Here is a 21,476-nt window from a genome sequence, read left to right as displayed (position 1 = left end):
ACTTCCCCCTCGTTGGTGAGCGACGCTATCCAAGTACGGATGCTTGGATAGTGCCCTTATCCAAGAAGGAGCGCAAGACATGCGGCTGGCCGAGCTGAGCAGACGCAGCGGTGTGTCCACCGCGACGATCAAGTACTACCTGCGCGAAGGACTGTTGCCGCCGGGCCGCCAGATCAACACGACGACGGCGGAGTACGACGACGAGCACTTGCGCCGGCTGCGGCTGGTGCGCGCGATGATCCAGGTCGGCAGGCTCCCGGTGGCCACGGTCCGGGAGGTGCTGCGGAACGTCGACGACGAGTCCCTGGGCCGCGCGATCCGGCTGGGCGCGGCCCTGTGGGCGCTGCCGCAGGTGCCGGAGCCGGACGAGGAGGACGACTTCGTGCGGGCCGCGCACCGGGAGGCGGACGAGCTGCTGGAGACGCTGGGTTGGTCCAACGCCCGGCTGCTGACGACCATCTCGCCCGCGTACCGCTCCCTGGTGGTGGCGGTGGCCGCGTTCCGCCGGCTCGGCTACGACTGGGGCGCCGAACTGCTGGTGGCCTACGGGAAGTTGATGCACGAGGTCGCAAAGCTTGACGTGGACTTCGTGGAGACGCATCCGTCGGAGGCAGAGAGGGTGGAGACAGCGGTGCTCGGCGCCGTACTGACCGAGCCGATGCTGCAGGCGCTGCGCCGGCTGGCCCAGGAGGAGGAGTCGGGCCGACGGTACGGCTTCGAGTAGGTCCGGGTACGACGAAGGCCCCCCACCGAAGTGGAGGGCCTTCCCTGTGCGTACCCCCGACCGGATTCGAACCGGCGCTACCGCCTTGAGAGGGCGGCGTGCTAGGCCGCTACACAACGGGGGCCTGGACTCTGCGTTTCCGCAGGTCCGAGCTGGTCTACCTGGACTCGAACCAAGACTAACTGAACCAGAATCAGTCGTGCTGCCAATTACACCATAGACCAATGATGGCTTAGACCAGTCAGTACCCCCGACCGGATTCGAACCGGCGCTACCGCCTTGAGAGGGCGGCGTGCTAGGCCGCTACACAACGGGGGCCCTAGCGATCCCGACAAGATCAGGATCAGTACCCCCGACCGGATTCGAACCGGCGCTACTGCCTTGAGAGGGCAGCGTGCTAGGCCGCTACACAACGGGGGCTTTGCAGATGAGCTCTGCGAGCTGGCCTACCTGGACTCGAACCAAGACTAACTGAACCAGAATCAGTCGTGCTGCCAATTACACCATAGGCCACTGGAACTCAAGCCCCTGAGGGGATCTCGTTCTAGTTTGCTCCCCCGGGTTCCGGCCTTTCGGCCCGCTCCCCGGCGGCGCAGGAAGAACATTACCCGAAGGTGGACGGGGCTCCAAAACGAGTATCCGAGCGCACCAGCGCGGGGAGTTCGGCGAGGGTCGTGATCCGGTGGGCCGCCACGGCGTCCGCGCTCTGCGCGTACACCCCGCCGCGGTCGATCCAGACGGACAGCAGCCCGGCCTCCGCGGCGCCCCGTCCGTCGATCTCCGGGTGGTCGCCGACGTACGCCACCTCGTGCGAGGGCAGGCCCAGCGCCTCCAGGGCCGCGCGGAACGCCCCGGCCTCCGGCTTGGAGACGCCCAGCTCGGCGGCGCACAGCACGCTCTCGAAGCGGTCGCGGACACCGAGGGTGCGCAGCTTGTGTTCCTGGACCGTGAGGCTGGAGTTGGACAGCACCGCGTGCCGGTGGCTGGCGGCGAGGGCGTCCAGGGCCGGCAGCACGTCCGGGAACAGGCTCCAGGCGGCCTCGTAGTGACCGATGTAACGCCGGAACCAGGAGTCGGCCTCGGTGTCGGACAGCTCCTGCTCCAGGAAGGCCCGTACACGGTCGCGCCGCTGCCCCTCGAAGGAGACCTCCCCGGCGGAGAAGCGCGCCCACTGCCGGTCGGTGATCTCCCGCCACCGGACGAGGGCCTGCTCCGGCGTGTCGTACCCGGCGAGCAGGCCCTCCGTCGCGAGATGGGCGCGCATGCCCTCGCGATCGGCGGTCGTGTAATCGAAAAGGGTGTCGTCCACGTCCCACACGACAGCTCTGATCGTCATGGCACCGACCGTACCGCCCGCGTGCCCTCAGCCCAGGGTCGTCGTGCCGGTCAGGGTCAGGTTCCGGCCCTGGCCGTCGCGGGGCTGGGCGATGAGCTTCCAGGTGTACGTGCCGGGCACGACCCCGGCGCCGCTGTCGGTCGTACCGTCCCAGGCCGGGCGTACGGCCGCTCCTGTGGAGGCTCCGGTCAGGGTGCGCAGGACCTTGCCCGAGGCCGTGGCGAGCGTCAGGGTCCAGGTGGACGGCTTGTTCAGCTGCCACACCGGCGACCACGGCATCGACCTGCCGATGACGGACGGCGAGTAGACCTGCGCCTCCATCTGCGCGAGCGGGGAGGCGGGGACGCCGCTGGGGACGATGACCACCCGCCCGTAGGTCGCGGTGAGGTAGGCGATCTGACCGCCGAAGCGGTCCACGGCCCAGCGGCCGTTGACGGCGCCGGTGTTCTGGTCCGTCGTGGGCAGGACGGCCACGGTGCGGGTCTTCGCGGTGCCCGTGTGGACATCGGTGAGCAGGAGTTCGTGCGTGGTCCGGTTCTCGCGCACCAGGAAGCCGTCGCCGAGGCGGGCCGGGGAGGAACCGGCGGGCACCGGGATGTTCCGCTCGGCCGCCCGGTCGTAGATCCCGGCCGGGCCGGCGGAGCCGCAGCTCCAGTAGAGCCAGGTGTTGACGGCCTGGATGTCGGTGGGCGTGCACCGGGCGTCGGTGGCGACGATGGTCGTGGTCCTGCCGGCCTTCAGATCGCGGCCGGTGATCGACCCCTTGGCGCTGCCGGGCGTCCACAGGACCTGGCCCCACAGGGCAGCGGCGGTGCGGCTCCGGCTGAGCACGGTCTCGCCGGACGTGGCGCCGCGCGGGAAGTCGGCGATCTTCTGCACGCCGGGCGTACCGCCGTTGTAGAGAACGTAGCGGCCGGTGCCGCCGGCGATGCGGCCGCGGGAGTCGCCCGTCGGCACGCTCGCCGGAGTGCCGGTGTCGAGGCCGGTCTCGGCCACCGACTCCTGGCCGGAGTCGTCGGAGGTCAGGAAGGCGACCTGTCCGTCGCCGAGGGCCTCCATCTGGGGGCAGGCGGCGTCGCCCGTGAGACAGGACGGGTTGCTCAGGACGCGGCTGCGCCGGGTCTGGGGTCCGGCCGGCCGGCCGGCGGCGTCCAGTGCGAAGCCGAAGAACCGGTGGCCGTTCCCCTGTCGGCCGTCCAGGAACAGCTCGCCGCCGGCGAGAGCCAGTCCCTCCACCCGTACCCGGTCGGCCGGGATCTGGACCACCTTCTCGGTGGCGGTCCCGCCGGCCCCGGTGGGCGTGATGCGGTGGACGTTCCAGTCGAGGCTGGAGGGCCCGGCGGTGGCGAGCGCGCCGCCGTCCGGGGTCGGTGCGAGCGCTCCGGAGGAGTCCGCAAGCACGGTGGAGGTCTCGCCGGTGACCAGCGAGCGGGCGGTCAGCGCGGGCTTGGTGCCGGCCTGTACGAAGGTCGGGTTGCCGATGAGGAGTTGGTCACCGACGACGGCCACCGGCTCGGCGCCCCAGCGGGTGAGCCGGGTGGGCTCGGTGCCGGGGGCGGCGTCGGTGCGGACGTACCTCCAGTCGGCGACCAGCCAGCGGTCGTTGAAGCGGACCGGCGGGGCGGCGTCCACCCCTGTGACGTAGGTACGGAAGGCGCCGTCCCGCAGGTCCACGAGGCCCACGGAGGTCGTCCCGCCCAGGGTGTAGACGATCGCGACCCGGCGGACCGAGCCGCCCGGGACGTAGCCGGTGGGCTCGGCACCCGCGGGGAGCCCGGTCACCGGGTGGTCCGTGGTGGAGCCGTCGGCAGCGGCGCGCAGGACGTGCGGGGTGCCGGAGATGTCCTGGGTGAGCACGCTCCAGCCGGACGTGGTCGCGTAGGTCTGGCCGGCCGGGATCGTGACGGTGGCGGTCACTCCGGTGGAGCGGTGCTTCTGCGTGACCGTGGCACCGTTCCTGGTGCTGACGACGTCGGTGCCGGTGGCCAGGTCGTCCGGGCCGGCGTGCGCGGGCGGGACGAAGTCCGGGTAGCCCACCCAGGTGCCGAAGCCGGCGGCGTTCCGCGCACGCCACTGGAACCCGGACGCCCCCGTCCACAGGTAGTCGACGGCCGTCGGCTGCTCCGACCTGAGTGTGACGGTGCCGGCCGGTGGCGGCAGGACGATGGGCCCGGCCTGCGCGGGCGCGGTCGCCGCGGCGCAGGTCAGAGCCACTGCTCCGGCGACGACGACCGTGGCCAGTCTTCGCGAACGGATCACTTCGTTTCGTGAACGGGTCACGTCCCCCACCCCCTGCACAGGTTGCGCATGCACATCACGTGCACAGGGGACATCCAACGTCCGCTCAGGAAGCGGGACTTGGCCGCTGGGGTTAACTCTCGGCGACGGCTCGGTGGATGCGCGAAGGGCGGCGCCCGAACCGGACGCCGCCCTGTCTCGACCTCGCTGTACGAAGACCCGCTACGCGGAGAGCTTGGCCAGTGCCGCGTCGATGCGGGCCAGCGTCTTCTCCTTGCCCAGGATCTCCAGGGACTCGAAGAGCGGCAGGCCGACGGTGCGGCCGGTGACGGCCACTCGGACGGGAGCCTGCGCCTTGCCGAGCTTGAGGCCGTGGGCCTCGCCGGCGGCCAGGACGGCCTCCTTGAGGGACTCGGCCGAGGTCCAGTCCGCGGACTCCAGCTTCTCGCGGGCCGTGCGGAGCAGGGCGTCCGAGCCCTCCTTCATCGCCTTCGTCCAGCTCGCCTCGTCGAAAACCGGCTCGGGGAGGAACAGGAAGTCGACGTTGTCGGTGATCTCGGAGAGCACCTTCAGGCGGGTCTGCGCGTGCGGGGCGACCGCCTCCCACCTGGCCTCGTCGAAGTCCTCCGGTGCCCAGGGGGCGAACGGGGCCCTCAGCCACGGGCGGCAACGCTCGGTGAAGTCCTTCACGTCCAGCATGCGGATGTGGTCGGCGTTGATCGCCTCGCACTTCTTCAGGTCGAAACGCGCCGGGTTGGGGTTCACGTCGGCGATGTCGAAGGCCGCGACCATCTCGTCGATGCCGAAGATGTCCCTGTCGGCGGAGAGCGACCAGCCGAGCAGGGACAGGTAGTTGAGCAGGCCCTCGGACAGGAAGCCCCGCTCGCGGTAGAGGTTGAGGGACGACTCCGGGTCGCGCTTGGAGAGCTTCTTGTTGCCCTCGCCCATCACGTACGGCAGGTGGCCGAAGGCCGGGATCTGCTGGGCGATGCCCAGCTCGATCAGCGCCTTGTACAGGGCGATCTGCCGCGGGGTGGAGGAAAGCAGGTCCTCGCCGCGCAGGACGTGGGTGATCTCCATCAGGGCGTCGTCGACCGGGTTGACCAGCGTGTACAGCGGGGCGCCGTTGGCGCGCACGATGCCGTAGTCCGGGACGTTCTCCGGGGTGAAGGTCAGCTCGCCGCGGACCAGGTCCGTGAAGGTGATCGTCTCGTCCGGCATCCGGAAGCGGACGATCGGGGTACGGCCCTGGGCCTGGTACTCCTCGACCTGCTCGGCGCTCAGGTCACGGCAGTGGCCGTCGTAGCCGGAGGGCTTGCCGGCGGCGCGGGCGGCCTCGCGGCGGGTGTCCAGCTCCTCCTGGGAGCAGTAGCAACGGTACGCGTGACCGGCGTCCAGGAGCTTCTGCGCGACCTCTTTGTAGAGGTCCATGCGCTGCGACTGGCGGTACGGCGCGTGCGGGCCACCGACCTCGGGGCCCTCGTCCCAGTCGAAGCCCAGCCAGCGCATCGAGTCGAGGAGCTGGTTGTACGACTCCTCGGAGTCGCGGGCCGCGTCGGTGTCCTCGATGCGGAAGACCAGGGTGCCCTGGTGGTGCCGGGCGAACGCCCAGTTGAACAGGGCGGTGCGGACCAGGCCCACGTGGGGGTTACCGGTGGGCGAGGGGCAGAAACGTACGCGGACGGGTGCGCTAGCCACGCTTGACAACCTTGTTGGTGAGAGTGCCGATGCCTTCGATGGTGACGGCGACCTCGTCGCCGACGTTCAGGGGGCCGACCCCTGCGGGGGTGCCGGTGAGGATGACGTCGCCGGGAAGCAGGGTCATGGCCTCGGAGATGTTGACGATCAGGTCCTCGATGGGATGGATCATCTCGCTCGTACGGCCCAGCTGGCGCTGTTCACCGTTGACCGTGAGCTGGACGGTCAGGTCGTTGGCGCGCTCGAGGTCCAGGTCCGTCTCCACCCAGGGGCCGAGCGGGCAGGAGGTGTCGAAGCCCTTGGCCCGGGCCCACTGCTTCTCGCGCTTCTGCACGTCGCGGGCGGTGACGTCGTTGGCGCAGGTGTAGCCCAAGATCACGTCCTTGACGCGCTCGCGCGGGACCTCGCGGCACATGCGGCCGATGACGACGGCCAGCTCGGCCTCGTGGTGCAGCTCCTGCGAGAAGGGCGGGTACTGGATCTCGTCCCCGGGGCCGATCACCGAGGTGGACGGCTTGAAGAAGGCGAACGGGGCGTCGGGCACCTCGTTGCCCAGCTCCTTGGCGTGGTCGGCGTAGTTGCGGCCGAACGCCACGACCTTGTTGGGGAGGACCGGCGGGAGCAGTCTGACCTTGCTCAGCGGCACCTTCGTCCCGGACAGCTCGTAGTCCGCGAACGGGATGCCCTTGATGATGTCGAGGACGAGTTCGTCCTGCTTGTCGCCCTCGACCGCGCCGAAGGCTACGTTCCCGTCGATGGAGAACCTGGCGATGCGCACGGGATCCTTGCGCCCCTCACTGAGTACCGGCGTACTGACGCCCCAGGTTAACCGGTCGGGCCGCCCGGCGTTCGGGCAGTGGGGCGTGGCGGGCGGGGCTTGCCGGCCCCGGAAGCCGTCCTGTCGGAATGCCGAATTCGGGCGTTTTCAGTTCCGGGACAAAGAGAGCGCGACCGGGAAGACCGTCGCGGTGCGCGATCTCCGGGCCGCGCTCCGAGGGTGCGGTGCCTGCTCGGCTACTCGCCGGCAGCGGCCGCCGCGCCCACCGGGACCTCCATCAGGACGGTGCGCCTCGGGTTGGCCGTCTGGGCAGGGAGGTCGGCGGAGTGCTCCGGCAGCTCCGGCGTCTGCAGTTCCTCGGCGTCCTCGAGGTGGGCCAGAGTCGTGCGCCGCGGGTTGGCTATGTTGCGGAACATCATCGTCGTCTTCACCGTTGTCGTCCTGTGGCCTCGTGTCGAGTGGGGTTGGCAGAGTCGCCGGTCTTGTAAAGCGCCAGGCTAAACATCCAATTCCCCGCCGCAGCCGTGAACTCCCCATGATCTGTATGTGAGTTTGCTCACGAATCCATGGGCAAACCGGTCAATTCCGACCAGCACCTCTCCCCAACGAAACGGACATTGGCTCACTGAAGCCATCATTCCGCTCCTGATCATGGCGACTGGGACACCTGACACCGCAGGGCGACTCGGACAGATACGCCCGTTTTGCTCGGGATCATCTTCCACAGCAGGTAACTCACGCCTCACAGCCCGTCACGTAGGTCACAGCTCGGGACACGGCCCTTGTTGGAGATCCGGCACTGTGCTGGAATTCCACGGACCGCCGCGGGATCGAGCCGGCGCGCAGGGGCGCAACGCAGCGCCGAGTGGCGGTGAGATGGGGGGAACCTGCGCCGGTCACTCCGACCAACGGGGGGCGTATTCAGGGCGCTCTCCAAGACGCCGACACCGTGTCCCTCCGTTAGCGCGGGGGGGTGCCTGGTCCAGAGGTTGCGACGCTAGTGCAGGGACGTTTCAAGAGGGATGGCAGCGCTTCGGCGGAGCCGGAGCCGCACGGCGGGACTGGCCCGATAAAAGGCAGTTCCTCGCCCCAGCACGCCCAGAACCAGGGCCCGGCCCCGTCCGGAGACGGCGGTGCGCGCCCCGGGCGCTCCCGCACGTCCTCCCTGGCGGGTCCCCCCAAGGCCGGGACCACCACGCCGGACGTGAAGTCCGTCAAGACCCCCACCGGCCCGGGTGCACGGGTGGCCCTGCGCAACTGGCGCATCTCCACGCGTCTGGTGTCGCTGCTCGCGCTCCCCGTGGTCGCGGCCACCTCGCTGGGCGCACTGCGCATCAACCAGAACCTGGACGACATCCAGCAGCTCGACAACATGAAGCTGCTGACGGACATGACCAAGCAGGCCACCGAGCTGGCCGCCGCGCTCCAGGAGGAGCGCGACCAGTCCGCCGGTCCGCTGGCCCACGGTGTGACGACGATCTACGAGGTCAAGGGCTACCAGGACAAGACCGACCGGGCCCGCGAGAACTTCCTCAACGCCTCCGAGGAGATCGACGAGGCGAGCAAGGACGGCAACCTCCAGGGTGTCCGCGACACCCTGGTGAGCCTCGCCAACCAGCTGGACGACCTGGCCAAGATCCGCCGGACCGCCTACCAGTCGAAGCAGAACTCGACGCAGACGGTCGAGTCGTACCACCGGCTGATCACCCAGCTGGTCGACCTCTCCCAGGCCATGGCCGAGGCGTCCAGCAACCCGGAGATGATCACGCGCACCCGCGCCCTGGCGGCGTTCTCCACCGCCAAGGAGTACGCCTCGGTGCAGCGCGCCGTCATCGCAGCGGCCCTGACCTCCAGCAACACCACCAAGGGCACGCTCTCCGAGAACGACCGCCTCTACGGCGAGTCGGCGTACGAGAGCGAAGGGTCCGAGATCGCGATCTTCCGCAAGATCTACAGCGCCCAGAACCCGGACGAACTCCTCAAGCCGATCGAGGAGGGCAACCCGACCATCCAGTCCGCGGACCTGTACGCCAAGCGCACCTTCGAGTCCCGCGACGGCCTCGACGGGCTGCCGGCGCGCTCCTACAAGGACTGGGTGGACGACAGCTCGACCAAGATCGAGCAGATGAAGAAGATCGAGCACACGCTGCTCGAGGACATGGAGCAGAAGGCCCGCGAGCTGCGCAGCGCCTCCGAGCGCGACGCGATCGTCTCCGGTGTACTGATCCTCATCGTCCTCGGCATCTCGCTCGTCGGCGCGTTCGTCGTGGCCCGGTCCATGATCCGCTCGCTGCGCCGTCTGCAGGAGACCGCGACGAAGGTCGCCCAGGACCGCCTGCCCGAGCTGGTCAAGCAGCTGTCCGAGTCCGACCCGCAGGACGTCGACACGTCCGTGGAGTCGGTCGGTGTGCACTCCCGGGACGAGATCGGCCAGGTGGCCGCGGCCTTCGACGACGTGCACCGCGAGGCGGTCCGCCTCGCCGCCGAGCAGGCCCTGCTGCGGGGCAACGTCAACGCGATGTTCACCAACCTCTCGCGCCGCTCCCAGGGTCTGATCCAGCGCCAGCTGTCGCTGATCTCCGAGCTGGAGTCCCGCGAGGCCGACCCGGACCAGCTGTCCTCGCTGTTCAAGCTCGACCACCTCGCGACGCGTATGCGCCGTAACGGTGAAAACCTCCTGGTTCTCGCGGGTGAAGAGCCCGGCCGTCGCTGGACCCGCCCGGTCCCGCTGGTCGACGTGCTCCGCGCCGCCGCCTCCGAGGTGGAGCAGTACGAGCGCATCGAGCTGGCCGCGGTCCCGACGACCGAGGTCGCCGGCCGCGTGGTCAACGACCTCGTGCACCTGCTCGCCGAGCTGCTCGAGAACGCGACCTCCTTCTCCTCGCCGCAGACCAAGGTCAAGGTCACCGGTCACGCGCTGCCCGACGGCCGTGTGCTGATCGAGATCCACGACACCGGTATCGGCCTCTCCCCCGAGGACCTCGCGGCGATCAACGAGCGGCTCGCCTCGCCGCCCACCGTGGACGTGTCGGTCTCCCGCCGCATGGGTCTGTTCGTGGTCGGTCGTCTGTCGCAGCGGCATGGCATCCGCATCCAGCTGCGCCCGTCCGACTCCGGTGGTACGACCGCGCTGGTCATGCTTCCCGTCGACGTCGCCCAGGGCGGTAAGAAGCCCGCTCCGGGCAAGCCGGGCGCTCCCGTGTCGACCGGCGGTCCGGCCGCTGCGCAGGCCGCGGCCGGCGCTGCCGCCGCCCGCCGCAACAACGGCGGTGCCCAGGGCGGCGCCCTCGGCAGTGCGCCGGCCGGTGGCGGACGTCTCGGTGCCGGTCCCGCCCCGCGGGGCCAGGTCGGTGCCGCCCAGGGTCCCCGGGCCGCGTTGCCCGGCGCCGGCCAGGGCGGTCGTCCGGGCGCGCCGGGTGGCGCGCGTGGTCCGCAGGGTCCGGGCACCTCGCAGCAGGGCCGTCCGGCCGGTGCGGGTGCGGGCGGCTTCGGCGGCCAGGCTCCGGGTGCCCCGCAGGGCATGCACGGCGCGGGTCCCGGCGGGGCTCAGCAGGACGCCTTCGGCGGTCGCGGACCGGTTCCCCCGCGCGGTGGCGCGGGCGCGTCCGACCAGAGCCGTCAGCCCCAGCTGCCGCCGCGCGGCGGCCCGCGGGCGGAACTGCCCGGCGGCAACCCGCCCTCGCGCACCCCGGACTGGAGCGACAACGCCCAGGCCCCGATGTCGCGCGCCTCGCTGGACACCCCGCGCGGCCATGACGAGCAGGACCCGACGCAGACCGCGCGCATGCCGCGCATCGACGACCGGCAGGGTCCCGGTTCGACCTCGGAGATACCCCGGGTCGACGCGCAGCAGGGCCCGGCCGCCACGGGCCAGTTCCCGCGCCAGGACCTGAACGGCGCGGGCTCCGCGGGCACGGGCCAGTTCGCCCGTCCCGGCGCCGACAGCCTCCAGCAGACCGGTCAGTTCGAGCGCCCCGCCGCCCCGCAGGGCAACGGCCAGTACGGTCAGCAGGACAACGGCCAGCAGGGCAACAGCGGCCCGTACGTCCGCTCCGACGTGTTCGGCACGACGCCGCCCGGGCAGCAGGACCCGCAGAGCACGGGCCAGTTCGCGGCCCCGCAGGCGTACGGCACCGGCTACGACGGCAGCTCCACCGGACAGCACGCGCTGCCCGGCCTCCCGGGTCAGGGCCCGCAGCAGACCGGCCAGTTCGAGCGCCCGCAGCCGGGCGGCCGCGGTGACTTCGGCGCCCAGCGTCCGCCGGCCCCGCAGCGTCCGGCCCGCCAGGAGCCGGAGGCACTGCCGCCGGCCTCGGGTCCGGGCGACGGCCGTACCCCGTTGTACGACACGCTCGAGACCAACTGGTTCCACGGCAGCCAGCAGGAGCGGCCGGACAACACTCCGGCAGCGGCTCCGGCACCGGCTCCGCAGCAGCAGGCGCCCGCGCCCGCTCCCCAGCGCTCCCCCGCCACCGGCTCCTGGCGCACCTCGCCCAACGACGAACTCGTCCGGCAGGCGGAACGCGTACGGCAGCCCGCGGCGGGCGGTGTCACCACCTCCGGCCTGCCGCGCCGGGTGCCCCGGGCGAACCTCGTCCCGGGCACGGCACAGCAGCAACAGCACCAAAGCGGTCCGCAGGTCTCCCGTGCGCCCGATGACGTACGCGGCCGGTTGACCAATCTCCGTCGGGGTATCGCTCAGGGCCGTCAGGCCGGCAGCGGCCAGACCGGCAGCTACCCGAGCCCCACTCACCAGCAGGAGCGTTAGTTGAGTCCGATGAGCCAGGCGGCACAGAACCTGAACTGGTTGATCACCAACTTCGTGGACAACACCCCTGGGGTGTCACACACGGTGGTGGTCTCCGCCGACGGCCTTCTGCTGGCGATGTCCGAAGGTTTCCCGCGGGATCGCGCCGACCAGCTGGCGGCCGTCGCGTCCGGGTTGACCTCCCTCACGGCCGGGGCGTCCCGGATCTTCGAGGGCGGCGACGTGGCGCAGACGGTCGTCGAGATGGAGCGCGGTTTCCTCTTCCTGATGTCCGTTTCGGACGGGTCGTCCCTCGCCGTCCTGGCCCACCCGGAGTGCGACATCGGCCTCGTCGGCTACGAGATGGCACTGCTCGTCGACCGCGCGGGTGCGGTTCTCACCCCGGACCTGCGCGCCGAACTCCAAGGCAGTCTGCTCCACTGACCGGCCCCGGCACCACCCACCTCACGAAAACACCGTCCGGCCGCCACAATCCCCCCACGGCCCCGTCAGACGGCTTGACTGACCGACTTGCTGTCCCGCCCGGAGGATTCATGACCCCGCCCACCGCCTCTCATGATCCGTACGCGGAGCCGTACGGGGACGAGGGCGACCAGCCGCTGGTACGTCCGTACGCGATGACCGGCGGCCGGACCCGGCCGCGCTACCAGCTCGCCATCGAGGCTCTGATCAGCACCACGGCCGACCCGGCAGCGCTGATGGGACTGCTCCCGGAGCACCAGCGCATCTGCCACCTCTGCCGTGAGGTCAAGTCGGTCGCGGAGGTGTCGGCGCTGCTGGCCATGCCGCTCGGCGTGGCCCGGATCCTGGTGGCCGACCTCGCCGAGGCCGGCCTGGTCGCCATCCACCAGCCGGGTGGCGACGAGAACAACGGTGGCGCACCGGACGTGACGCTGCTCGAAAGGGTGCTCAGTGGACTTCGCAAGCTCTGACGCGGGCCGGGCCACCACCTCGGCAAAGATCGTGGTGGCGGGCGGCTTCGGCGTGGGCAAGACCACGTTCGTCGGCGCGGTCTCGGAGATCAACCCGCTGCGCACGGAGGCCGTCATGACGTCCGCCTCGGCGGGCATCGACGACCTGACCCACACCGGGGACAAGACGACCACGACGGTCGCCATGGACTTCGGCCGTATCACCCTGGACCAGGACCTGATCCTGTACCTGTTCGGTACGCCGGGCCAGGACCGCTTCTGGTTCATGTGGGACGACCTGGTGCGCGGCGCGATCGGCGCCGTGGTCCTGGTCGACACCCGCCGTCTCGCCGACTGCTTCCCGGCCGTTGACTACTTCGAGAACAGCGGCCTGCCCTTCGTCATCGCCCTCAACGGCTTCGACGGCCACCAGCCGTACGCCCCCGATGAAGTGCGTGAAGCCCTGCAGATCGGCCCGGACGCGCCGATCATCACGACCGACGCCCGTCATCGCGCGGACGCCAAGAGTGCGCTGATCACGCTGGTGGAGCACGCTCTGATGGCCCGCCTGCGGTAGCACTCAAGTGCGACGTGCCGTACGGCAGTTGTCGTAAACCCCCTCGGAGCCGACTGTGGCCTTTGACACGGTCGGCTCCGGTGTTCATAACAGTTCGGCAGAGGAATCGCGCGGCTTCACCACGCGACGCGGTCGAGCGGTATCACTGCGCTCACAATCGCCCCGCAATTTGACTGGGCTCGCTCCTTATGACCGTTTTATCTGGGGCTTACAAGAGGGCCCCTCAGGGGTTTCCGGTGTTTGGAAGTGCGCTGGTCCACGTGCTGGAATGCCTGAACTGCCCAATAGTCAATGACGTACTCAGTACTCGATGACGAACGGGGCTCTGTGAGACTGCGGCACGACGAAGGTGCCGACCGCCGAGAGGTTGTTGGTCGAGTGAGGCGAAGCAAGAACGGTCCCGAGCCGTCGGCACGGGGCAACTTCACCCCGCCGCCGCGCGCTGCGGCGCCCACCCCTGTGCCCGGTTCGGAGCCGGCGGCCGCACCCGCGAAGAGCGGCGGCCGTTTCTCCCCGCGCAACTGGCGCGTGCCGACCCGGCTGAACGCGATTCTGCTCATACCCGTGGCGGTGGGCCTCGTCATGGGCGGCTTCCAGGTGAAGAGCTCGATCGACACCTGGCAGGAGGCCCAGGACGCGGAGCACACCGCCCGTCTGGTGCGTGCCGCCCTCACCTACGCCGACGCCCTCGAGACCGAGCGCGACGTCACGGCTGCGCCGATCCTGCTGAACACCGACAAGGACGTCGTCACCAAGGCCCGTAAGACGACGGACCAGGCCGCCGACGCCTTCGACGTGGCCGCGCAGAGCATGCCGGACAAGCCCGGTCTGAAGCGCCGGCTGCTGCTGTTCCGCAAGGCCGAGCCGAAGCTGGCGACGCTGCGCCAGATCGCGTACACCAACAAGCCCACCGGCGTGCAGACCGAAGAGGGCTACGTCGAGGTCAGCCACCCCCTGATGGAGTTCGCCAACGAGCTCGGTCTGGGCACCGGCAACATCACCTCCTACGGCCGTACCGTGTACGCCATCTCGCTCACCAAGGCGGCGCTGTCGCTGGAGCGGTCGATCGGCACGCACCTGCTGGTCAAGCCCGGCCCGGACGCCCCGAACCTGGCGACCCAGCGCGTGTCCCTGTCCTCGTACGCCTACCTGGAGCGCATCGCTCTGGAGGAGTACCTCGGCGGTGGCACCGACGCCGATGCGCAGAAGCTCGCCGACGCGCAGAAGAAGATGAAGACGGACGGTGAGGCTCAGGCCGCGGAGGCCAAGCAGAGCAGCCCGAACTACATCCCCCCGCCGTCCAACCCGACCGCCATGGTCTCGGCGCTGGCGACCCTGAAGGACACCAGCCCCCTCACGCGTCAGGCGCTCGCCGCCAAGGGCATCACCGCCAAGAACTGGTTCGCGGTCAACACGCTCAAGTACGACGCCTACCGGCAGATCGAGTCGGACCTCGCCGACAAGGCCGTGAGCGAGGCCTCCGGCATCGCCGACGACGCCAAGACCTCCGCGATCATCACCGGCGCCGTGGTCGTCGTCGCCCTGCTCCTCGCGTTCATCCTGGCCGGTGCCGTGGCCCGCCAGATGAGCCGCTCGATGCGCCAACTGCGCAACGCCGCCTTCGGCATCGCCGAGCAGCGCCTGCCGATGCTGGTCGACCAGCTCTCGCGCACCGACCCGGGCCGCGTGGACACCCGCGTCCAGCCCATCCCGATCACCACCCGCGACGAGATCGGCGAGGTCGCGCGCGCCTTCGACCAGGTCCACCGCGAGGCCGTCCGGCTCGCCGCCGAGCAGGCCCTGCTGCGGGGCAACATCAACGCGATCTTCACCAACCTCTCGCGCCGCAACCAGGCGCTGATCGAGGGCCAGCTGACCCTGATCACCGACCTCGAGAACAACGAGGCCGACCCGGACCAGCTGGAGAACCTCTTCCGCCTGGACCACCTCGCGACCCGTATGCGCCGCAACGGCGAGAACCTCCTGGTCCTCGCCGGCGAGGAGCCCGGCCGCCGCTGGGACCAGCCGGTCCCGCTGGTCGACGTCCTGCGCGCCGCCTCCTCCGAGGTGGAGCAGTACGAGCGCATCGAGCTGTCCGGCGTCCCGGAGGCCGAGATCCACGGCCGCGCGGTCACCGACCTCGTGCACCTGCTCGCCGAGCTGCTGGAGAACGCGACGACGTTCTCCTCCCCGCAGACCAAGGTTCGCGTCACGGCCACCCGTCTCCCCGACGGTCGGATCATGATCGAGATCCACGACAAGGGCATCGGCCTGACCGCCGAGGACTTCGCGGACATCAACCACAAGCTGGCCAACCCGCCGACCGTGGACGCCGCGATCTCCCAGCGCATGGGCCTGTTCGTGGTCGGCCGGCTGTCCGACCGGCACGGCATCCGCGTCCAGCTGCGTCCCTCGGGCGAGCAGGCGGGTACGACCTCCCTGGTCATGCTGCCGGACGCGATCACGCACGGCGGTGGCGCGGAGATGCCGCTGGACCGCGAGGAGTTCACCGTCTCCCAGATCATCCCGGACCAGCAGTTCCAGGGTGAGAGCTTCGGCCAGGTGGCGCCCATGCGCACCGCCGCCGAGCTGGGCTTCGACGACAGCCGCTACTCCGAGGTCCCCGACGACCTCCGCGACCTGGACCCGGTGGGCCGCTCGCTGATGCGCGAGGGACGCCGCGCGGCCCTGGAAGCCCAGAACCACGGCCAGCAGCCGGGTCAGCCGCAGCAGGAGACCCCCGAGCAGCGCTCGTTCCGGGACGGGTACGACGCACAGCCCGGCTACGACGGCGGCAGCACGGGCTACACCGAGCAGTCGGCGTACCAGGAGCAGTCGCAGCAGGCGTACGCGGGTCAGACGTACGAGGAGCAGCAGCACACCTCGTACGAGGAGCCGTACGAGAAGTCGTACGACGACCAGTACTACTCGCCGAACGGCGGCCTGCCGCAGAACGACGGCTTCGCCTCGAACGGCGGCGGCTACCCCGAGCCCGCGTATGCGGAGCCGGCGCAGGAGGAGCACGCGCCCGCGCACACCTCCGCGTCCGACGGATTCGGCTCCTACGAGGGCCAGTCCTACCAGGACGACTGGCCGCAGCAGCCGCAGCAGGACGGTTTCCAGAACGGCTATCCCGCCCAGTACGCTCCGGAAGCGGAATCGTCGCAGGCCGGTGACGCAGGTGAGCGGAACCGCGTAGGCTTCGACCGTCCGGGACCGGCCTCTCCCGCCGCCCACAAGCTGACCGACGCCGGGCTGCCCCGCCGCGGATCCGTCGCGAGCGGTTCCAACGGCTCCGGTGCCCCCAGCGGCCCGGCGCGCGTGCAGCAGGAAAAGCCGGCTCCCGCACCGGGCAACTCCCCGGGGCAGAACGGCGACAACGACTGGCGCTCGGCGAACGACGAGCGGTGGCAGCAGGCCTCGCAGCTCCGGAAGCCCAAGGCGGGCGGGGTCACCTCCTCCGGCCTGCCGCGGCGGGTACCCAAGGCCAACCTGGTCGAGGGCACCGCCGAGAGCACCCCTCAGGGAGGCCCACAGGTCTCCCGCGCCCCGGAGGACGTCCGGGGCAGGCTGAGCAACCTGCGTCGAGGCGTCCAGCGCGGACGCAACGCAGGCAGTGAAACGAACGGCCAGGGCTTCGGTCCTGACAGCACCTACAACCAGGAGCGTTAGTGTGAGCCCGATGAGCCAGGCGGCACAGAACCTGAACTGGTTGATCACCAACTTCGTGGACAACACCCCGGGGGTGTCCCACACGGTGGTGGTCTCCGCCGACGGACTCCTTCTGGCGATGTCCGAAGGCTTCCCCCGCGACCGCGCCGATCAGCTCGCGGCCGTCGCCTCCGGTCTGACGTCCCTGACGGCAGGCGCCTCCCGCATCTTCGAGGGCGGCAGCGTGAACCAGACGGTTGTGGAGATGGAGCGGGGATTCCTCTTCATCATGTCCGTATCCGACGGTTCCTCGCTCGCGGTTCTGGCACACCCGGAGGCGGACATCGGCCTCATCGGGTACGAGATGGCCCTTCTGGTGGACCGCGCGGGCACGGTCCTCACCCCGGATCTCCGCGCGGAACTCCAGGGAAGCCTTCTCAACTAACAGACGAACGGTGCGTTTACGCGTCCCGGGGCCGTAAGGTTTCGGGACGCGGCTCCACACGGATGGGTGCCCGGCAAGGTCGGAGGAGGAGAAAGTGGCAACACCCCCAGGCGGTTCGTCTTCGGGCAACTGGTCGTACGGCCCTGCCCAGGGCCAGGACGACGGTTCGGCGAACCGGTACAACTTCCCCTCCGCCCCGAGCCACCGGCAGCCGTACGCGCCGCAGGGCCCCGGCCCGTCGCCGTACGACCAGCCACCGGCTCCGCGTATCCAGCCGGTCCAGCCCCAGCGCCGCCCCGAGCCGGCGCCGGCTACGGCATCGAACAACCCCCTGGTGCGTCCGTACGCCATGACCGGCGGCCGGACCCGCCCGCGCTACCAGCTCGCCATCGAGGCACTGGTGCACACCACCGCCGCTCCGCACCAGATGCAGGGCCAGTTGCCCGAGCATCAGCGGATCTGCAACCTGTGCCGGGAGATCAAGTCGGTGGCCGAGGTCTCGGCCCTGCTCACGATCCCCCTCGGCGTGGCCAGGATCCTCGTCGCCGACTTGGCGGAGGCGGGCCTGGTCGCCATCCATCAGCCCGGCGGCAACGAGAACGCCGGTGGCCAGCCAGCCGTGACACTGCTCGAAAGGGTGCTCAGTGGACTTCGCAAGCTCTAGCGGCGGTCCTTCCCGCTCCACCACCTCCGCGAAGATCGTGGTGGCGGGCGGCTTCGGCGTGGGTAAGACCACGTTCGTCGGCGCCGTCTCGGAGATCAACCCGCTGCGCACAGAGGCCGTCATGACGTCCGCGTCGGCCGGTATCGACGACCTCACCCACACCGGAGACAAGACGACCACGACGGTCGCCATGGACTTCGGCCGTATCACCCTGGACCAGGACCTGATCCTGTACCTGTTCGGTACGCCGGGCCAGGACCGCTTCTGGTTCATGTGGGACGACCTGGTGCGCGGCGCCATCGGCGCGATCGTCCTGGTCGACACCCGCCGTCTCGCCGACTGCTTCCCCGCGGTCGACTACTTCGAGAACAGCGGCCTGCCCTTCGTCATCGCCCTCAACGGCTTCGACGGCAGCCAGCCCTACAACCCGGACGAGGTCCGCGAGGCGCTGCAGATCGGCCCCGACACCCCGATCATCACGACCGACGCCCGCCACCGTGCGGACGCCAAGTCGGCCCTGATCACGCTGGTGGAGCACGCCCTGATGGCGCGCCTGCGGTAGGACGCGGACGCCCGCACATCTTGACGACGGCCCCTGAACCGTGCGGTTCAGGGGCCGAGTTGCGTTCGGGCTCAGCTTGCGCAGTACGGCATGGTGCGCACGTGTCCGCCGACGTTCTCGTCGTCGGTGCCGAGCAGGGCCTGCGCGGACCCCGGCACGCACTCCACGGCCTCGATCTTGTACCCCGGGAACCTGCCGAGCAGGGTCGCAGAGGCCGCGAGCGTGATCCGTACCTGGCCGGTGGACGACACGGTCACCCGGCCCGCGTCGGTCACCGCGGAGTCGAACGGCCCGTCATCACCGGCGTCCGCCGCCGAACTCACCAGGATGCGGCCGGAGTCGGGCACCGAGATGTCGGAGATGTGCCGCGTCTCGCCGCCGGTCGGGTACGGCGCCCGGTAGGCCCGCCGGGTGACGGTGCCGAACTGCGGCTGTCCCCAGCGGGCGAAGGTGAGCGGCGCCGAGTACAGCGTCGCGGGGCGGTCTGCGCCCGCTCCCCGGTCGGCCCACAGCGCGATCAGGCTGCCGCTTCGGGACACGAGTGCGAAGCTCTCGTAGTCGTCGCCCCGGCCGATGGCGGGCAGCGGCGCGTAGTCGGCCACGGTGGCCGTGCGGCCGGAGACCCGCAGGCGGTACACGATGCCCCGGGCGGCGAGTGCCAGGTACTCCCCCGGCATCCCGGGGATCGCCTCGATCGCCTCCAGGTCGGACGGCTCGGCCCCGGTCCAGGTCATCGGGGTGACGTCGTCCGGGCCGCTCTCCCGGTGGATGAGCCGGGACAGGCGGGGCTGCCCGGTGGCCTTGTTGTCGTGCACGATCAGCGTGCTCACCCCGCGGCCGTCTGCGGCGGGGCCTTCGTACGCGAGTCCGCTGACGCCGCTGCGGGCGTCGGAACCGACCTTCTGCCAGCCGTCGGCCGCACCGGCCGGGGCGGTGCCCAGCACGGTCAGCAGCGCGGCCGCCGCGACGATCCGGACCGTGTGCCGCAACGTCGAGAGTTTCATGGGTGGTCGGGTCCCTTCCCTGTACGGCCGACGCGCGGTCACGCGTCGGCGACAGGTTAGGGATCTTGTTCTGCGACCCCCAACGGCCGATTGGTCCGAATGCCGGAGCGCGCAGGGGGACTTGGTAGGCGTACGACGCAACGGCCCCGCCCTCCCGGAGGAGTGGCGGGGCCGTGGTCACGTGTGAGAACTCAGTGCCAGCTGTGCGGTGCTCGGAAGCCGGGCTCGCGCTCCAGCCGGCGCCAGCCGGCCTTCGCTCGGCCGCGGTGCGCCGGGGCGGCCGGCCGGGCGGCCGCGCGGGCCAGGAGGACGGCCGTGATGGCGGCGACTTCCTCGGGGTCGGCGTGGCCCTTCTCGACGCGGATGTCAGGCGTGTTCATGGATGTCAGTCTCCGTGAGAGAGAGGTCCGCGGGGTTGCCGCGGCGGGTCCGCTCGGTTACTGCGGGGGGTTGCCGTGCTTACGGGAGGGCAGGTCGGCGTGCTTGGACTGCAGCATCGCCAGAGACTTGACCAGGACCTCGCGGGTCTCGGCGGGGTCGATGACGTCGTCCACCAGGCCGCGCTCCGCCGCGTAGTACGGATGCATCAGCTCGGCCTTGTACTCCTTGACCATCTTCTGCCGCATCGCCTCGGGGTCCTCGGCCTCGGCGATCTGACGGCGGAAGATGACGTTGGCGGCGCCCTCGGCACCCATCACGGCGATCTCGTTGGTGGGCCAGGCGTAGGTGAGGTCGGCGCCGATCGACTGGGAGTCCATGACGATGTAGGCACCTCCGTACGCCTTGCGCAGGATGAGCGAAATCCTCGGCACGGTCGCGTTGCAGTAGGCGTACAGCAGCTTCGCGCCGTGCCGGATGATTCCGCCGTGCTCCTGGTCGACACCGGGCAGGAACCCCGGTACGTCCAGGAAGGTCACGATCGGGACATTGAAAGCGTCACACATCTGGACAAAGCGCGCAGCTTTTTCGCTCGCCTCGATGTCCAGGACACCGGCCAGGACCTGGGGCTGGTTGGCGATGATGCCGACCACCTGGCCGTCCAGACGGGCGAGCGCGCAGATGATGTTCCGCGCCCAGCGCTCGTGGACCTCCAGGTACTCGCCGTCGTCGACGATCTCCTCGATGACCTTGGCCATGTCGTACGGCCGGTTGCCGTCCGCCGGGACCAGGTCGAGGAGGACGTCGCTGCGGCGGTCCACCGGGTCACCGGAGTCCACCCGGGGCGGGTTCTCGCGGTTGTTCTGCGGCAGGAGCGAGAGGAGGTAGCGCACCTCGGCGATGCAGGTCTCCTCGTCGTCGTACGCGAAGTGGCAGACGCCGCTGGTCTCCGCGTGGACGTCCGCGCCGCCCAGGCCGTTCTGGGTGATCTCCTCGCCCGTCACCGCCTTGACCACGTCGGGACCGGTGATGAACATCTGGGAGGTCTCGCGGACCATGAAGACGAAGTCCGTCAGGGCCGGGGAGTACGCCGCGCCGCCCGCGCACGGGCCGAGCATCACCGAGATCTGCGGGATGACACCGCTCGCCTTGGTGTTGCGCTGGAAGATGCCGCCATAGCCGGCGAGCGCCGAGACGCCCTCCTGGATACGGGCGCCGGCGCCGTCGTTCAAGGAGACCAGGGGCGCTCCGGCCGCGATGGCCATGTCCATGATCTTGTGGATCTTCGTGGCGTGGGCCTCGCCCAGCGCGCCGCCGAAGATCCGGAAGTCGTGGGCGTAGACGAAGACCGTGCGGCCCTCCACCGTGCCCCAGCCGGTGATGACACCGTCGGTGTACGGCTTCTTCGCCTCCAGGCCGAACCCGGTCGCCCGGTGCCGGCGCAGTTGCTCGACCTCCTGGAAGGATCCCGGGTCCAGGAGCAGCTCGATCCGCTCCCGCGCCGTCAGCTTGCCCTTGGCGTGCTGCGCCTCGGTCGCCTTCTCGCTGGGGCCCGCGACGGCCTGCGCACGGATCTCGTGCAGCTCGGCGACCCGTCCGCGCGCGTCCGTCGGCTCACCGGTCGGCTCACCCGTCGTCTCTTCCAAAACGGTCATGTAGCGACCATACGAAGGACACCAAGGAAAGCGAGCCGTCGACTCCGTACAGTCTCCAGCCCGTTTTCCTGGTACCACTGAACAGAA

The 21,476-nt window shown here is 70.2% G+C and carries 17 protein-coding genes and 5 tRNA genes; 9 read left to right on the top strand and 13 right to left on the bottom strand.

What is annotated here, in order from left to right; genetic code table 11:
- Positions 1 to 79: 79 nt before the first annotated feature.
- A complete protein-coding gene (locus ABZ471_RS02080; RefSeq protein WP_359061394.1) occupies positions 80 to 724 on the top strand; it encodes a MerR family transcriptional regulator in 645 nt (214 codons plus the stop codon).
- Positions 725 to 775: 51 nt separating this feature from the next.
- On the opposite strand, the gene ABZ471_RS02075 is transcribed toward ABZ471_RS02080, so the two are convergent.
- From ABZ471_RS02075 to ABZ471_RS02030, 10 genes are all read right to left on the bottom strand, one after another.
- A tRNA-Glu gene (locus ABZ471_RS02075) sits at positions 776 to 848 on the bottom strand.
- 28 nt (positions 849 to 876) lie between these two features.
- Positions 877 to 948 (bottom strand) — tRNA-Gln (locus tag ABZ471_RS02070).
- A gap of 21 nt (positions 949 to 969) precedes the next feature.
- Positions 970 to 1,042, bottom strand: a tRNA-Glu gene (locus ABZ471_RS02065).
- Positions 1,043 to 1,071: 29 nt separating this feature from the next.
- Positions 1,072 to 1,144, bottom strand: a tRNA-Glu gene (locus tag ABZ471_RS02060).
- A gap of 21 nt (positions 1,145 to 1,165) precedes the next feature.
- Positions 1,166 to 1,237 (bottom strand) — tRNA-Gln (locus tag ABZ471_RS02055).
- 91 nt (positions 1,238 to 1,328) lie between these two features.
- Positions 1,329 to 2,060, bottom strand: coding sequence for an HAD family hydrolase (locus ABZ471_RS02050; protein WP_359061392.1), 732 nt, complete (start codon positions 2,058 to 2,060; stop codon positions 1,329 to 1,331).
- Positions 2,061 to 2,087: 27 nt separating this feature from the next.
- Positions 2,088 to 4,340: a FlgD immunoglobulin-like domain containing protein gene (locus ABZ471_RS02045; RefSeq protein WP_359061390.1), complete on the bottom strand. Its 2,253-nt coding sequence runs from the start codon at positions 4,338 to 4,340 to the stop codon at positions 2,088 to 2,090.
- Positions 4,341 to 4,520: 180 nt separating this feature from the next.
- Complete coding sequence (gene gltX, locus ABZ471_RS02040; RefSeq protein ID WP_359061388.1) at positions 4,521 to 6,005, bottom strand: glutamate--tRNA ligase; 1,485 nt, start codon at positions 6,003 to 6,005, stop codon at positions 4,521 to 4,523.
- Positions 5,989 to 6,774 (bottom strand): fumarylacetoacetate hydrolase family protein, encoded by a 786-nt coding sequence (locus tag ABZ471_RS02035; RefSeq protein WP_359061386.1) that lies wholly within the window; start codon positions 6,772 to 6,774, stop codon positions 5,989 to 5,991. Before ABZ471_RS02035 ends, gltX begins: the two co-directional genes overlap by 17 nt.
- A gap of 236 nt (positions 6,775 to 7,010) precedes the next feature.
- Positions 7,011 to 7,205 (bottom strand): hypothetical protein, encoded by a 195-nt coding sequence (locus ABZ471_RS02030; RefSeq protein WP_359061384.1) that lies wholly within the window; start codon positions 7,203 to 7,205, stop codon positions 7,011 to 7,013.
- Positions 7,206 to 7,774: 569 nt separating this feature from the next.
- On the opposite strand from ABZ471_RS02030, the gene ABZ471_RS02025 reads away from it, so the two are divergent.
- The 8 genes from ABZ471_RS02025 to ABZ471_RS01990 all read left to right on the top strand — a co-directional run bounded on the left by ABZ471_RS02025 (position 7,775) and on the right by ABZ471_RS01990 (position 18,352).
- The gene (locus tag ABZ471_RS02025; protein WP_359061382.1) at positions 7,775 to 11,542 is read left to right on the top strand and encodes a nitrate- and nitrite sensing domain-containing protein; all 3,768 of its coding nucleotides are present in this window, start codon (positions 7,775 to 7,777) and stop codon (positions 11,540 to 11,542) included.
- A gap of 9 nt (positions 11,543 to 11,551) precedes the next feature.
- On the top strand, positions 11,552 to 11,965 hold the full coding sequence (locus ABZ471_RS02020) for a roadblock/LC7 domain-containing protein (RefSeq protein ID WP_005479910.1): 414 nt from the start codon (positions 11,552 to 11,554) through the stop codon (positions 11,963 to 11,965).
- Positions 11,966 to 12,075: 110 nt separating this feature from the next.
- Complete coding sequence (locus tag ABZ471_RS02015; RefSeq protein WP_019058642.1) at positions 12,076 to 12,474, top strand: DUF742 domain-containing protein; 399 nt, start codon at positions 12,076 to 12,078, stop codon at positions 12,472 to 12,474.
- A complete protein-coding gene (locus ABZ471_RS02010) occupies positions 12,455 to 13,030 on the top strand; it encodes an ATP/GTP-binding protein (protein ID WP_359061379.1) in 576 nt (191 codons plus the stop codon). Before ABZ471_RS02015 ends, ABZ471_RS02010 begins: the two co-directional genes overlap by 20 nt.
- Before the next feature lie 378 nt (positions 13,031 to 13,408).
- Positions 13,409 to 16,702, top strand: coding sequence for a nitrate- and nitrite sensing domain-containing protein (locus tag ABZ471_RS02005; RefSeq protein ID WP_359061377.1), 3,294 nt, complete (start codon positions 13,409 to 13,411; stop codon positions 16,700 to 16,702).
- A 10-nt stretch (positions 16,703 to 16,712) separates the two neighbouring features.
- Positions 16,713 to 17,126: a roadblock/LC7 domain-containing protein gene (locus tag ABZ471_RS02000; protein WP_005479603.1), complete on the top strand. Its 414-nt coding sequence runs from the start codon at positions 16,713 to 16,715 to the stop codon at positions 17,124 to 17,126.
- 94 nt (positions 17,127 to 17,220) lie between these two features.
- Positions 17,221 to 17,790: a DUF742 domain-containing protein gene (locus ABZ471_RS01995; RefSeq protein ID WP_359061375.1), complete on the top strand. Its 570-nt coding sequence runs from the start codon at positions 17,221 to 17,223 to the stop codon at positions 17,788 to 17,790.
- The gene (locus tag ABZ471_RS01990) at positions 17,771 to 18,352 is read left to right on the top strand and encodes an ATP/GTP-binding protein (RefSeq protein WP_006375305.1); all 582 of its coding nucleotides are present in this window, start codon (positions 17,771 to 17,773) and stop codon (positions 18,350 to 18,352) included. The genes ABZ471_RS01995 and ABZ471_RS01990 overlap by 20 nt, the downstream gene beginning before the upstream one ends.
- A gap of 71 nt (positions 18,353 to 18,423) precedes the next feature.
- Here ABZ471_RS01990 and ABZ471_RS01985 read toward each other — a convergent pair whose 3' ends face one another.
- The 3 genes from ABZ471_RS01985 to ABZ471_RS01975 all read right to left on the bottom strand — a co-directional run bounded on the left by ABZ471_RS01985 (position 18,424) and on the right by ABZ471_RS01975 (position 21,389).
- Positions 18,424 to 19,356: a hypothetical protein gene (locus tag ABZ471_RS01985; protein ID WP_359061372.1), complete on the bottom strand. Its 933-nt coding sequence runs from the start codon at positions 19,354 to 19,356 to the stop codon at positions 18,424 to 18,426.
- Positions 19,357 to 19,547: 191 nt separating this feature from the next.
- Entirely contained in the window at positions 19,548 to 19,736 is a 189-nt protein-coding gene (locus tag ABZ471_RS01980; protein WP_359061370.1) for an acyl-CoA carboxylase subunit epsilon, read from the bottom strand.
- A 57-nt stretch (positions 19,737 to 19,793) separates the two neighbouring features.
- Positions 19,794 to 21,389 carry an acyl-CoA carboxylase subunit beta gene (locus ABZ471_RS01975; protein ID WP_359061368.1) on the bottom strand — a complete coding sequence of 532 codons (1,596 nt, stop codon included), beginning with the start codon at positions 21,387 to 21,389 and terminating at the stop codon, positions 19,794 to 19,796.
- Positions 21,390 to 21,476 lie beyond the last annotated feature (87 nt).

This window comes from Streptomyces sp. NPDC005728, from assembly GCF_040630895.1.
Lineage (GTDB): Bacteria > Actinomycetota > Actinomycetes > Streptomycetales > Streptomycetaceae > Streptomyces.
Note: the sequence above shows the minus strand (reverse complement) of the source record. Positions and strands in the feature narration are given on the sequence as shown.